The sequence below is a fragment of the Mycobacterium marinum genome (genome assembly GCF_003391395.1).
Lineage (GTDB): Bacteria > Actinomycetota > Actinomycetes > Mycobacteriales > Mycobacteriaceae > Mycobacterium > Mycobacterium marinum.
On sequence record NZ_CP024190.1, the window covers coordinates 1,120,958 to 1,134,268 of the forward strand.

Here is a 13,311-nt window from a genome sequence, read left to right on the forward strand (position 1 = left end):
TCACGCGTTGGGTAATGCTCACCGAGCGTGCCTCCATTGCGAAAATCCGGCCGGAATTTCGCAATCATTACACGTGCGGCGGCACGGCTCGCGAGAAGTTTTCGGTAAGGGTTTCCAATATTGGGCGCCATACCGGATGGGGGAGATCATGGCCCATTCCGTCGACCACGACGAAGCGTGCGTCCGGGATCGCCGCGGCGACCGCCCGCCCGTTGCGCAGCCGCACCATCGGGTCTGCCGAACCATGCAGCACCACCGTCGGTGCAGTGATCGCCTTGCTGTACCCGAGCAGGCTGCCGGTGCCCAGCACGGCATCAAACTGGCGCAGCATGCCTGGCGGGTAGTCGCAGCGGTTGGCGAGTAGCCGCACGCGCTGGCGCAGGTCGCTTTGAGGCGGCAAAAAGTTGGGCCCGTTGAACACGGCGACGTTGCGCACCTCGAAAGCCAGCTTCTCTTCGGCAGACGCGTTCGGGCCCGGCTGGCCGAACGCCAGCTTGATGACCCGCCACGCCGGTGGCGCCGAGAACGCCTTTCCGGTGGTCGACATGATGATTCCCAACGACGCCACTCGCTGAGGCTGATCGGCGGCCAGGATCTGGGCGATCATGCCGCCCAGTGACGCCCCCACCACGTGTGCCCGGGCGATGGACAAGTGGTCCAGCAGGGCCGCAACGTCCTCGGTCATGTCGAGCAGGGTGTAGGGAACCGGGCTGGGCCGGCCCAGCAGGTAGCGCCCTATCCGCCGGTAGACCGAGCCCGGTGCGCGCATCCCGCGCATCTTGGCCGACAGGCCGGTGTCGCGATGATCGAATCGGATGACGCGGTAACCGGCCGCGACGAGGCGGGCGCAGAATTCGTCCGGCCACATCGGCAGCTGGGCGCCCAAACCCATGATGAGCAGCACCGGCTGACCGCTCGGGTCGCCCAGTTCTTCGTAGAACAGTTCGACGTCGCCGGTAGTCGTCTCGCGGCGCGCAACGCCGCTGCTGGTGCGCACGCCTCATTTCTACCCACCGCCGCGACGCCCGCGTCGCGGCGGCACGAGGCTCATTGCACGGGTGGGCGGCGAAGATGCCAGTCGGTGGCGCTTTGAAAGGCTCGCCCGGCCCGGATCAGCAGCGGTTCATCGAAGTGTCGAGCCACGAATTGGAAACCGATCGGTCCGCCGTGGGAATCGAAGCCGCCGGGCAGGGTGATCGTCGGGCTGCCGGAGAAGTTGAACGGTCCGGTGAAGCGCAGCAAGTCCGGCAGAGTCTCGGGATTGAACAACAGCTCCCTGAACCGATCGAGGGTCAGGTTCGCCAGCGGCAAGACGGGCGCGACGAGCAAGTCGACATCCTCGAACAGCGTCGCCAGTCTCCCGGCGAACAGGTTTCGCTCGCGCTGGATGCGGGCGATCTCCATGCCGGACACCGCGTGACCGGCGTCCAGGAGCTGGCTTGCGAATGGGCCGTACTCCGCGGATCGGGACGGATAGGTCCGTTCGTGCACGACGGCGATTTGGGCTCCCACATAGGCCCCCCACCCGGCCGCCAGCGCCGCGGTCGACGGCAGCGACACCTCGCGAATGTCCGCGCCGAGGTCCGCCAGCACGCGCAGCGCGGTGCGGAGGACCCGCGCCACATCGGGCTCGACCCCGCCGAGCGCGTACTCCGGATCGAACCCGATCCGCACGGTGCGAACCTCGGGTGAACCCGTCACGTACTCGGGCACCCCAACTCTGGCGGCGGTTGGATCCTGCGGGTCGGCACCGGCGATCGCCCGCAACACATGGCCGGTGTCCTCGGCGTTTCGCGCCATCGGTCCGATGGTGTCCAGTGACGGCGCCATCGCGAACACACCGTGGACGCTGACGCGTCCCCAGGTCGGCTTGAGGCCGGTGGCTCCGGTCATCGTGCACGGATTGCGAATCGACCCGCCGGTGTCGCTGCCGAGGCTGGCCGTGCACAACCCGGTGACGGTGGCCACGGCCGAGCCGCTGGACGACGCTCCGGCCCAGCGCTCGGCGCTCCACGGGTTCACCACCGCCGGGAAATCCGGGTGGTACTCGGCGCCGGCGGCCTCGCACAAATGCAGCTTCCCCAGCAGCACCGCTCCGGCCCGCCGCAAACGGGAAACCACCGTTGCGTCGTAGCTGGGTCTGAAATCCCGATGGATCGCCATGCCCGCGGTGGTTGGGATCCCCTGGGTAAAACAGAGATCCTTCACGGCAATCGGAACACCATGCAGCCGGCCGCGGTGGTTGCCGCGTGCGATCTGTTCCTCGGCTTGTCTCGCCTCATCGAGTGCGCTGTCGGCCAGCACCGTCATATATGGGTGCAGCACGGGATTGAGCCGGTCGATGCGTTGCAGGTGCGCTCTGGTGACCTCCACCGGAGAGAGCGCCCGAGTCGCGAAGGCGTGCGAAAGCTCAGAGATCGTTGCGTAGCACGGATCGATGTCGCTCACATCCGCCACGGTTGATCAACGTAGCGAACACGGGCAGCATTCGACGGCCGACATGCTGTGCCAAAGGGCCGCTCAAGGGCCGCCAAAGGGTTGCCAAATAGCTTTGTCGAGTCGCCACGGCGCCGTAGGGTGCGGTCATGCAGGTGGTTTCGGCGGAATCGACCGAACTTTTCGTGGGCCCGCCGGATGCCCCACTGCAGCTGGTCCGCGTCACGATCGCCGAGTGCACCGAGCCGACATCAATCCGTGTCGACGGTGCCGGCCTGAGCGGACAGGCCCTCGCCGCGGTGGGGGCCGAAATCCTCGAGGTGTCGGTTGTGCTCGAGGACCCCGTCGTGGGACAACGGCGGGATGCGCGGGTCTGGGCGGATCCCGCCGGCGCAGCCTGCACATTCACGTTCACCGTGGCCGAGCCGGGCTGGACGATGTTCATGGTCAGCCACTTCCACTACGACCCGGTGTGGTGGAACACCCAGGGGGCCTACACCAGCCAGTGGCACGAAGAACCTCCCGGGCGCGCCCGTCAGACCAATGGGTTCGAGCTGGTGCACGCCCATCTCGAGATGGCGCGCCGCGATCCCGACTACAAGTTCGTGCTGGCCGAAGTCGACTACCTCAAGCCCTACTGGGACACCCATCCGCAGGACCGCGCCGACCTGCGCCGGTTTCTGGCGCAGGGCCGGGTGGAAGTGATGGGCGGAACCTATAACGAACCCAACACAAATCTCACCAGCCCAGAGACGACCATTCGTAATTTGGTGCACGGCATCGGTTTTCAGCGTGACGTGCTGGGCGCCGACCCGGCCACCGCGTGGCAGCTCGACGTGTTCGGCCACGACCCACAGTTCCCGGGGATGGCCGCCGACGCCGGCTTGACGTCGAGCTCGTGGGCGCGTGGACCGCACCACCAATGGGGTCCCGCGCAGGGCGGCCGGGGCGAGGGTGTCGAGCGGATGCAGTTTTGCAGCGAGTTCGAGTGGATTTCGCCATCGGGTCGGGGCCTGCTCACCCACTACATGCCGGCGCATTATTCGGCGGGCTGGTGGATGGACTCGTCGAGCTCGCTGGGTGAGGCGACGGCGGCCACCTATGCGCTTTTCGACGAGCTGAAAAGGGTCGCCTTGACCCGTAACGTGCTGCTGCCGGTCGGAACCGACTACACCCCGCCGAACAAGTGGGTTAGCGAGATCCACCGCGACTGGGCCGCCCGCTACACCTGGCCGCGATTTGTCTGCGGCCTGCCGAGGGAGTTTTTTGCCGCGGTGCGTGCCGAACTGGCCGACCGTGGTGCGGTCGCGTCGCCGCAGACGCGCGACATGAACCCGATCTATACGGGCAAAGACGTGTCCTACATCGACACCAAACAAGCCAACCGGGCCGCCGAGAACGCGGTCCTGCAGGCCGAGCGCTTCGCCGTGTTTGCCGGGGTCCTCTGCGGTGCCCCGTATCCGCAGGCGGCGTTGGCCAAAGCGTGGGTGCAACTGGCCTACGGGGCACATCACGACGCCATCACCGGCTCCGAGTCCGACCAGGTCTATCTGGATCTAGTCACCGGATGGCGCGACGCGTGGGAGATCGGCCGCACCGTCCGGGACAACTCGCTGCAGCTGCTCTCGCGCGCGGTGGCGGGTCCGGGGGAGGCGGTCGTGGTGTGGAACCCGTTGACCCGGCGGCGCACCGACATCGTCACGATTGAGCTGCAGCGGCCGTTGGGCGCCGGCGTGGCGGTGCGCGGACCCGACGGTGCACACACCCCGGCGCACGTCGGTGCCCACGGGCGGACCGTCAGCTGGCTGGCCAGCGATGTCCCTTCGCTGGGTTGGAAGACCTACCAGTTGATCCCGACCGACGCGGCTACAGGCTGGGAACCGGTAACCGGGACCGAGATCGCCAACGAGCACTACCGCCTGCGCGTGGATCCCGAACGCGGTGGCGGCGTGGAATCGCTGGTGCGGGACCACCGCCAGCTCATCGCGGACGGGCGGGTGGGCAACGAGCTTGCGGTTTACCAGGAATATCCATCGCACCCGACGCAGGGTGAGGGCCCGTGGCATCTGCTGCCCAACGGGCCGGTGGTGTGCTCGTCGGAATCGGCCGCCGAAGTGCGCGGCTACCGCTGCCCGCTTGGGCAGCGGCTGGTGGTGCGAGGCCGGATCGGCACGCTACTGCGTTATACCCAGACCCTGACCTTGTGGCGGGGCGTGGCGCGGGTGGACTGCCGCACCACCATCGATGACTTCGGCGGCAACGACCAGCTGGTGCGCTTGCGGTGGCCCTGCCCGGTGCCGGGTGCGATGGCGGTCAGCGAGGTGGGCGATGCCGTCGTCGGGCGAGGTTTCGCGCTGCTGCACCCGGCCGGTGAATCGGGAGCTCGGTCGGTGGACACGGCCCAACACCTGTGGACATTGGACAACCCGGCCTACGGCTGGTTCGGATTGTCCTCGGCGGTGCGGGTCCGCGCCGGCAGCGACGCGGTGCGCGCGGTATCGGTCGCCGAGGTGGTGTCCCCCTCGGAGGCGACATCGGGCCCGCTGGCGCGCGAGCTGATGGTCGCGCTGGTGCGCGCCGGTGTGACGGCCACCTGCAGTGGCGCCGACAAACCGCGCTACGGAAACCTCGACGTGGACTCCAATTTGCCCGACGTCCGGATCGCGCTGGGCGGGCCCGCGCGCAACGTGTTCACCAAGGCCGTGCTGGCGGACGCGGATCCGGGCTACACGGCCGAATTGGAGCGCCAGTTGGCCAGCGGCGGGCGGGCCCGGGTGTGGGTGCCGGCCGCGACCTCGTTGGCGTCGGTCTGGGTGCCCGGGGCGGACCTGCGCGCGCCGCGCGCGCTGCCGGTGCTGGTGATCGACGGTCGCGACGACACGGATCTCGCCGCGGCGATCGCCGCGCTGGTCGACGATCTGGCCGACGCCGAGATCTCCGTCCGGCAGCAGGCGCCGGCAGACATGGAACCGTTCGAGGCCCGCACGATCGCGTTGTTCAACCGCGGAATGCCCAGCTTTGCCGTCGACGCCGAGGGCACCCTGCATACCGCGCTGATGCGGTCCTGCACCGGCTGGCCGTCCGGGGTCTGGATCGACGAGCCCCGCCGCACCGCGCCCGACGGCTCCAACTTCCAGCTGCAACACTGGACCCACGATTTCGACTACGCCCTGGTCTGCGCCGACGGCGATTGGCGGCGCGCCGACATCCCGGCCCGCAGCGCTGAGTTCTCCCAACCATTGCTGGCCGTGACTGCGCGCCACCGCGCGGGCAAGCTGGCGCAGGTCGGATCGCTGCTAGAGATCGAGCCGGCCGGCTCGGTGCAGCTGGGCGCGCTCAAGGCGGCGGGTAACCCGCTGACCGCCGGCAGTGCCCGGTCCGTCGACCCCGCCGCGGTGACGCTGCGTCTGGTGGAAACCAACGGGGCGGCGGCGCCGGTGACGCTGCGCTGCGAATTGGGCGAGCTGAGCGAGCTTCGGATGGCTGACCTGCTCGAGCATCCGCAGCGAGCTACCCCGGGGGTCAATCTGCATGGCTTTCATGTCGCCACCACGCTGGCCCGGCTCGAGATGCCCGCGGTGCTGTCGTGTTCTGACGCGCTTGCGCCGCAGCACGAGGCGGCCCAACCGCTCTACGCGCGGTATTGGCTGCACAATCGGGGCCCCGCACCACTGGGCGGGCTACCCGCCGTCGCCTACCTGCACCCCGAGCAGGTGACGGCCGAGCCGGGAAGCCAGGTGACGTTGCGTTTGACCACCGCCAGCGACTGCACCGATTCCTCGCTGCGTGGCCTGGTCGAGCTGCGGTTTCCCGACGGCTGGTCGGTCGCACCCCACCGGTTGCCGTTCGACTTGGGCGCCGGTGAGTATGTGGAGACCAACGTCATGGTGAGGATTCCGGCCACCGCCGGACCCGGGCTGTATCCGGTGCGCGCCCAGTTGAGCATTACCGAGCCGGAAGTCCCGGCGGCGTGGCGGCAGATGGTCGAGGATGTCTGTGTGGTGGCCGTCGGGACCGATCTCAGCCAGCTCGTCTATCTCGCCGAGGAACCTGTCGACCTGGAGCTGGCCGCCGGAAGTTCGGCCCGGCTTTCGGTGACCGTCGGCAGCCGCGCCCAAACCGACCTGACGCTCGAGGCGCACCTCATCAGCCCCTGGGGTACCTGGGAGTGGATGGCCCCGGCCGCGGCCGGGGCCGTGCTGCCTGCTTGCGGCAGCGCCGAACTCGTCTTCGATGTGGCCCCGCCGGGCTGGCTGGCCCCGGGACAGTGGTGGGCGCTGGTGCGGGTCGGCTGCGCCGGCCGACTGGTCTACTCCCCAGCGGTACGGGTGACGGTGACATGACCGGTTCCCTGGTCGCGACCGTCGCGGGCGCACCCATTGCCGTCGGTGAGGTCGACGTGCGCGAAGCGCGGCTGCGCAACGGCCCGCGGGCGGCCGCGCTGCCGGTCAGCGGCACCAGCGAGGGGCGGCAGCTGCGGCGCTGGCTGGCGCAATTGATCGCGACCGAGCGGGTGCTTGCCGACGAAGCCACAGCGCGCGGCATCACCGGGCATCCGGCGCCGTCGGAGGCCGAACTGCTGCCCGATGTCACCGCGCGCTTGGAGATCGGCAGTGTGGCCGCTGCGGTGCTTGCCGATCCGCGGGTGCGGGCGCTGTTCGCCGAGGTCACGGCGGACGTCCGGGTCGGTGACGACGAGGTGGCCGCCTACCACGCCCGCAACCCGCTGCGGTTTGCGGCTCCGGTGCCGGGGCGGCACGGCTGGCATGTCCCGCCGGTGGCCGCCCCGCCGTTGGAGCGGGTGCGCGACGCGATCACCGAGCACCTGTTGGGGGCAGCGCGCCGACGCGCGTTCCGGGTGTGGCTGGACGGGCGCCGTGCCGCGCTGGTCCAACTGGCCCCGGGTTATGAGCATCCCGGCGATCCGCGCCAACCCGACAACACCCACCGGCACTGAGCGCTCATGTTGACCCTCTGTCTGGACATCGGCGGCACCAAGGTCGCCGTCGGGCTGGCCGACGCCGACGGCGCGCTGGTGCACACCGCCCAAGTGCCGACCCCGGCGCGCTGCGCGGCCGAGCAGGTCTGGGCCGCGGTCGCCGAGGCGATCGCCGAGGCATTGCGGGTGGCCGACGACACGGTGGCTGCGGTGGGCATCGCCTCGGCCGGGCCGGTCGACCTGGATAGCGGGACGGTCAGCCCGATCAATATCGGCTCCTGGCGCGGCTTCCCCCTGCGAGACCGGGTTGCGGCCATGGTGCCCGATGTGCCGGTGCGGCTGGGCGGCGATGGGGTCTGCATGGCGCTCGGCGAGCACTGGCTGGGTGCGGGACGGGGCGCACGGTTCCTGTTGGGCATGGTGGTGTCCACCGGTGTCGGCGGGGGGCTGGTGCTGGGCGGTGTCCCGTATCCGGGCCGCACCGGCAACGCGGGACACGTGGGGCATGTCGTGGTCGATCAGGATGGCCTGCGGTGTTCCTGCGGTGGCCGTGGCTGTGTCGAGACGATCGCCGCTGGCCCGTCGATGGTTCGATGGGCTCTGGCCAACGGTTGGTCGGCGCGGCCCGAAGCGGGAGCCAGGGAATTGGCGGCCGCGGCCGCCGCCGGAGATGCCGTGGCGCTGGCGGCCTTTCGCCGGGGCACCCGTGGCCTGGCCGCCATGATCGCCTCGGTGGGCGCGGTGTGCGACCTCGACCGGGTTGTCATCGGGGGAGGGGTCGCCAGAGCCGGGCGCCTGTTGTTCGACCCGCTGCGCGCGGCATTGGCCGACTACCTTGGGCTGGACTTCTTGGCCGGCCTGCGCGTTGTGCCCGCCGAGCTAGGCGGACAGGCCGGTCTGGTCGGTGCCGCCCGCCTTGCCGGGCTCGGCTAGCTGTTGTGACCTGACACGTTGTTGTCAGACAGCGAGTCGGCTGATTGGTGGTCGTCCGCCGAGGGCGGAGTGGCCTCGGCGAGTGTTGTAGCGGCGAAGGAATTGGTCAAGGCCGCGGCTACGTAGGGTGTTGTTGGTCCAGGGGCGGGCGTTGACCCATTCGTTGATCAAGGTCCGGTTGAAACGTTCTGCTTTGCCGTTGGTCCAGGGACAGCCGGGCTTACTGAATCGGCGTTTAAGCTGCCAGGCCGAACAAACCCAGCCCCAGTCGGTGCCGTGTCGGTAGACCAACGCGTTGTCGGTCAGTAGCCGACGCACACGCACACTGTGGGCGGCGAACCAGGCCAGTGCCCGGTGAAGAAACCCAGCGCACGTCGGGTCCTTCTCGTCGGGGAGCACTTCGCTGTAGGCCAGCCGAGTGTAGTCATCGATGGCGGTGTGCACGTAGTCGTAGCCGATCTTGGTCTTCTTGTGCCGGTGGGCAACTGAGACCGCGGCGTCGCGGCCGTGCAGGCGCCATCCACCGCCTGGGGGGATGGCGCCAAGCTTCTTGACGTCGACATGAACCCCGGCTCCCGGGGTGGGGTATTCGTAGCGGTTGGGGCTGCGCCGCGATGAGCGCACCACCTCGCCGGTGATCGGGTCGATTGCACTCAGATGTGGCACCTGGTGGCGTGCCAGGATCCGTCCGACTGTCGAGGGATTCAGTTCGAGTTCGGCGGCGAGCACAACAGCGCCGCGCTTACGGCGTTGGCGGGTGGCGAGTACCTTCTGTTCGACCCGATGGCTCGTACGGTTGGGCATCCGGATCGGCCGCGACGAGCGGTCGGCCAGCGCGGCATCACCGCCCTCGGCATACCGGCGCAGCCACTTGTACACCGTTGCCCGCGAAATCCCCAGTTGCTCAGCCACATGCGCGGCCGGCCACCCGGCGGCGACGCGCTCAACGATCAACTGACGAGCGAACACATTGGTACGGGCGTTAGCGTGAGACACAAGGACCTCCTACGGGTGAATGCCAGACACATCCACTCCGTCAGGAGGTCCTCCCACTTTCAAGCAGGCACGCCGTTAACAACCTCCCAGGTCACGACAGCTAGCCGGCTGCAGCGAACGACGTCCGCATCCCGGCCGGCCCCTTGCACAGACGCGTTGGGGTCCCCGATGTTACGGGGGTTTCTCGTACTCGTGTCGTGCTGATTTCACGCCGGTGTCGCGCAATCCCGACGGCGGTTTTTCTTGGCCGACGAGCCGGCAATTAGTGGCCCCTGGCTAGACGCGGTTCCCGCGCTCGAGCTCATTGATGCGTCTTGGCGGTGAGACGCAACCCCGGGCTTTGGCCGTCGTTGTTGCCGGTTGAGTTGCCGCGGTGAGACGCGTGCCGGCCGGGCGCTGCGCCGGGCATTGTTCAGTTTTTGACGGTGCCGTCGATTCGAGTGGTACGCCGTTGACCTGTGTGTATAGCGTGTTGGCAGTCGCTTGGGGCGGCATCTTGGCTGGGCTGATGGGGGTGGGGTCATGTCGTTTGTGAGTGTTTCGCCGGAGCTGGTGACTGATGGTGCGGCGGCCTTGACGCAGATTGGGTCATCGATCGATGAGGCCAACGCGGCGGCTGGTGCGACGACGGCCGTGCTGCCTCCCGGGGTCGATGAGGTCTCCGTGGCGCTGGCGTCATTGTTCGTCGCTCATGGGCGCGAGTACGAGTCGCTCAGCGCTCAGGTGGCGCTGTTTCACCGGCGGTTTGTGCAGATGCTGGCCGCCGCCTCGGGGGGCTATGCGGAAGCTGAAGCTGCCAACATTTCGGCGGTAGCCGGTTTGGAGACCGTCGAGCAGTGCGTCTTGGACGTGATCAATGCGCCCACTCAAGCGTTGTTCGGGTGGTCGTTGATCGGCAACGGCACCGACGGCGCACCCGGTAGCGGGCAGGCGGGCGGCAACGGGGGGTTGTTGTGGGGCGACGGTGGTAACGGTGGCTCGGGCGGAGTAGGTCAGGTCGGCGGGGCCGGCGGGTCCGCGGGTCTACTCGGCCATGGCGGTGCCGGCGGCGCCGGCGGAGTCAGTGGAGTCTCGGCCGTGGGTGCGACCGGCGGTGCGGGCGGCAACGGCGGATGGCTGTACGGCAATGGAGGCGCCGGCGGCCTTGGCGGCCAAGGCGTGCTCACCGGGGGCAATGGCGGGGTTGGTGGGGCCGCGAGATTCTTCGGTGCTGGCGGGACCGGCGGAGCTGGCGGGTTGGGACTGGGCGACACCGGCGGAATCGGCGGAATCGGCGGAAACGCCGGAGCGCTGTTCGGCCCCGGTGGTGCCGGTGGCGCCGGTGGCCCCGGCGGCGCGAACGGTACCAACGGTGGTGATGGTGGTGCCGGGGGAGCCGCGGGGTTGTACGGCCTCGGTGGCGCCGGTGGTGCCGGCGGCGATGGTGGTGCTGGCATTTCCGGCGGGGCTGGTGACGCCGGTGGCGCGGGCGGCCACGCGGGCAACGGTGGTGCCGGTGGTCGCGGTGGCTGGTTGGTCGGCAACGGGGGCGTCGGGGGGCTCGGCGGTGTCGGGGGCACCGGCGGTGCGGGTGGCGCCGGCGGGGACGGGGTTGTCCTGGGCAGCGCCGGCGGAACTGGCGGCGACGGTGGTGCCGGCGGGACCGGCGGAGTTGGCGGGACCGGCGGCGAGGGCGGCTTTCTGGGTCAGCGGGGTGCTGGCGGTGCCGGCGGGGCCGGCGGTGCCGGTGGATTGGCTGGCGACGGTGGCCGAGGCGCGGCGGGCACATTTGCCGGCGGTACCGGTATCGGAGGCGCAGGGGGCGACGGCGGCAACGCGGGTGTCGGCGGGGTCGGGGGAGCCGGTGGGGCCGGCTCCGTGACGGGTGCCCACGGCGCGGAGGGGGCGCGTCCGATCAGTGGTAATGGCGGCGCAGGGGGTCGCGGCGCCGACGCGATAGCGGCTGGCAAATCGGGTGGGGCCGGCGGGGCTGGTGGTAACGGCGGGCTGTTCGGCCACGGCGGAGACGGTGGTGACGGCGGTGTGGGCAAGGCCGGTGAAGCGGGGGCCTCAGGTTTGCTCCCCGGTGAGGCTGGCTTCGCGGGCGAGGCCGGCGGTGCCGGCGGGAATGGTGGTGCCGGCGGTAGCGGTGGCGCCCTCGCCGGCGATGGCGGCGACGGCGGCGCGGGTGGTGCCGGCGGTATCGGCGGGAATGGTGGTGCCGGCACCACCGGCCTGGCCGGGCACATCGGCATAGACATGAACGGCGGTGCCGGCGGGGTTGGCGGTGCCGGCGGCAACGGTGGGGCCGGCGGCAACGGTGGCGACGCAGGTCATGCGCAGGCGGGCGGCTACTCCGATGGCCTCCAGGGCGCCGGTAATGACGGAGGCCACGGCGGGAGCGGGGGCGTGGCCGGTGATGGCGGCCGTGGTGCCGATGCCGCGGCGGGCTCGGGGTTGGCTGGCGGCGATGGCGGGCGAGGTGGCGATCCGGGTGCTGGGGGCGAGGGCGGCGCCGCTGGGGGCGGCTCTGTTGCAGGTACCGCCGGCCTTGACGGGATTGGCCCGACCAGTGGCGGCAACGGGGGCAACGGCGGTCACGGCGGCAGCGGCGCCGTCGGCGTCGAAGGCGGGGCCGGTAGTGCTGGCGGCGCCGGCGGCCGGGGCGGCGACGGCGGTGCCTACGGCAACGGAGGAGTCGGCGGTAACGGCGGTGCGGGCGGGGCAGGTAGTCCGGGCGCCCATGGCGGAACCGCGGGTGAAGACGGGTTCAATGCCGGTGATGGCGGGCACGGTGGTGCTGGCGGAGCCGGCGGCGGCGGTGGTGAAAAGGGCGGCACCGGCGGTGCTGGCGGGTTAGGCGGCGTCGGCGGTCAGGGCGGCACCGGCGGTGACGGTGCCGCCGGGTTGTCGGGGAAGGCTGGTACCGGCACGGACGGCGAATCGGGCGGCAGAGGCGGCCACGCGGGTAACGGTGGCACCGGCGGTGACGGCGGTGCGGGCGGCGCGTCCCGCGTACCCGGATTCCTCGACGGCGCTGACGGCGCCGGCGGCTCGGGGGGCGCGGGTGGCAACGGCGGCAATGGCGCTAACGGTGGTCACGGCGGTTCTGGTCCATCGCCCATGGGGTTCGAGAACGGGCACAACGGGGGCAACGGGGGCACCGGCGGCTACGGCGCGGCGGGCGGTCTCGGTGGCGACGGCGGAATCGGTGGTGACGGCTCCACCCACGCCGCCCCGGGCGACGACGGACTCATGGGCAATGGCGGCCATGGCGGTAATGGTGGCGCCGGTGGGCCAGACAATCCCGACGGCGGCGGCCATCCCGGCGACGGTGGCTACGGCGGCAACGGCGGATCCGGTTTCAACGCCGGCAACGGCGGCAACGGTGGCCGAGGCGGCAGCGCCCACGCCTCGCTGGTCGGCAAGGCCGGCAACGGCGGCTTCGGCGGCACCGGTGGTAACAGTTTTGGCGGGGTGTCGGGTAACGGCGGTAACGGCGGCGACGGCGGCCACGCCCTGCATGGGCAGCCGGGTGGCCACGGCGGTCAAGGCGGTCACGGTGGTGTGGCACATACTGACGGTTCGGACTATCCCGGCTGGCCCGGCCTGCCCGGCGATGTGGGTTACCAGGACGGCACCGGCGGTGGAGGAGGCACCGGCGGGGCCGGCGGCCACGCCCCATAGATCCGCGTTGCTCAAGTGGCTGGAGTAGCTGAAGTGGCTTGGGTGACCTCGCGTGGCGGTTCGGGCCCAACTTCCCGTGCGGCGCTGCGGGTGGCATACTCGCCCGTTTTGGCTGATCGGGCGGGCCGCGCTATTGTGGTGTCCGATCCACCGAAGACCGTCGGTCACCGAGAAATCGGTTGAAGGTCCGGGAGTAATCCCGGCGGCCCACGCAGGAGGACGAGGCAAGTATCGCCGGCCCGTGTGCTGGCGCGCATTCACGCCCCGGCCGCATCCTGCGCCGGGGCGTTCGACGTTTTGCGGCGATCACAGACGACACGTCGCACCAGCTAATACCGGAA

General features: G+C 70.1%; 7 protein-coding genes. 4 read left to right on the forward strand and 3 right to left on the reverse strand.

From position 1 onward, the window contains the following. Positions 1-67 precede the first annotated feature (67 nt). A complete protein-coding gene (locus CCUG20998_RS04665; RefSeq protein WP_038578889.1) occupies positions 68-997 on the reverse strand; it encodes an alpha/beta fold hydrolase in 930 nt (309 codons plus the stop codon). Between the two features lie 50 nt (positions 998-1,047). Next, the gene (locus CCUG20998_RS04670; protein WP_020731906.1) at positions 1,048-2,457 is read right to left on the reverse strand and encodes an amidase; all 1,410 of its coding nucleotides are present in this window, start codon (positions 2,455-2,457) and stop codon (positions 1,048-1,050) included. A 128-nt stretch (positions 2,458-2,585) separates the two neighbouring features. Between CCUG20998_RS04670 and CCUG20998_RS04675 the strand changes: the two genes are divergently transcribed. From CCUG20998_RS04675 to CCUG20998_RS04685, 3 genes are read left to right on the forward strand one after another with little or no spacing between them, the layout of a single operon-like run. Continuing rightward, positions 2,586-6,779: a glycoside hydrolase family 38 N-terminal domain-containing protein gene (locus CCUG20998_RS04675; protein ID WP_103654015.1), complete on the forward strand. Its 4,194-nt coding sequence runs from the start codon at positions 2,586-2,588 to the stop codon at positions 6,777-6,779. Beyond that, positions 6,776-7,393 carry a DUF7158 domain-containing protein gene (locus tag CCUG20998_RS04680; RefSeq protein WP_020731908.1) on the forward strand — a complete coding sequence of 206 codons (618 nt, stop codon included), beginning with the start codon at positions 6,776-6,778 and terminating at the stop codon, positions 7,391-7,393. Before CCUG20998_RS04675 ends, CCUG20998_RS04680 begins: the two co-directional genes overlap by 4 nt. A 6-nt stretch (positions 7,394-7,399) precedes the next feature. Next, complete coding sequence (locus CCUG20998_RS04685; RefSeq protein ID WP_020731909.1) at positions 7,400-8,308, forward strand: ROK family protein; 909 nt, start codon at positions 7,400-7,402, stop codon at positions 8,306-8,308. A 24-nt stretch (positions 8,309-8,332) separates the two neighbouring features. Here the strand turns inward: CCUG20998_RS04685 and CCUG20998_RS04690 are convergent, their stop codons facing one another. After that, a complete protein-coding gene (locus CCUG20998_RS04690; protein WP_116269094.1) occupies positions 8,333-9,304 on the reverse strand; it encodes an IS481 family transposase in 972 nt (323 codons plus the stop codon). Positions 9,305-9,826: 522 nt separating this feature from the next. On the opposite strand from CCUG20998_RS04690, the gene CCUG20998_RS04695 reads away from it, so the two are divergent. Continuing rightward, positions 9,827-12,970 (forward strand): PE family protein, encoded by a 3,144-nt coding sequence (locus CCUG20998_RS04695; RefSeq protein ID WP_036457285.1) that lies wholly within the window; start codon positions 9,827-9,829, stop codon positions 12,968-12,970. The last annotated feature ends 341 nt before the right edge of the window (positions 12,971-13,311 follow it).

Excerpts from the sequence above, each read along its gene's own strand:
- CCUG20998_RS04695 (WP_036457285.1), top strand. The coding sequence starts at position 9,827 with ATGTCGTTTGTGAGTGTTTCGCCGGAGCTGGTGACTGATGGTGCGGCG.
- CCUG20998_RS04685 (WP_020731909.1), top strand. The coding sequence starts at position 7,400 with ATGTTGACCCTCTGTCTGGACATCGGCGGCACCAAGGTCGCCGTCGGG.
- CCUG20998_RS04680 (WP_020731908.1), top strand. The coding sequence starts at position 6,776 with ATGACCGGTTCCCTGGTCGCGACCGTCGCGGGCGCACCCATTGCCGTC.
- CCUG20998_RS04675 (WP_103654015.1), top strand. The coding sequence starts at position 2,586 with ATGCAGGTGGTTTCGGCGGAATCGACCGAACTTTTCGTGGGCCCGCCG.